The organism is Cellulomonas sp. P5_E12 (assembly GCF_054049315.1).
In genome coordinates this window covers 1-501 of record NZ_JBFUMP010000053.1, presented here as the reverse complement: position 1 = coordinate 501, position 501 = coordinate 1, and the positions used below count along the sequence as shown (strand labels likewise).

Annotated in this window: 1 protein-coding gene; it reads left to right on the top strand. The window is 71.3% G+C overall.

What is annotated here, in order from left to right:
• On the top strand, positions 1–501 hold a 501-nt coding region (locus tag ACXJKA_RS19885; protein WP_456826924.1), incomplete at both ends, for a GAF domain-containing protein.

Below are 501 nucleotides of genomic sequence, written 5' to 3'. Positions count from 1 at the left end.
CGACGACATCTCGGAGCGTCGTCGCGCGCAGGACGAGGTGCGCACGGCACGCTCCGCGGCGGAGGACTCCTCGCGGCGGCTGGGCCTGCTCGCCCAGGTCAGTGACGACCTGAGCTCGACGCTCGAGACGGAGGAGGCGGTCCGCCGGCTGGCGGCCCACCTCGTCCCGACGTTCGGCACGTGGTGCCTGGTGACGATGTCCGAGGACCACCGCCAGCTGCGCGGCATCGCCGACTGGCACAACGACCCCGCGATGCGCGACACCCTGAACGCGTACGCGGCCCTGCGCATCGACGCGCTCTTGCCGGACGCGTACCTGTTCCGCACGATGCGCACGGGCGAGCCGATCGTCATCCACAATGCGACCGAGTCGATCAGCAGGGAGCTGTCCGGCCGCGCCCGCGAACTGCTGCGCGACCTCGCGCCGAGCACCGCGTACGCCATCCCGATGCGCGCGCGTGATCGCACGGTTGGTGCCATCACGGTTTTCCTCGACGAGGG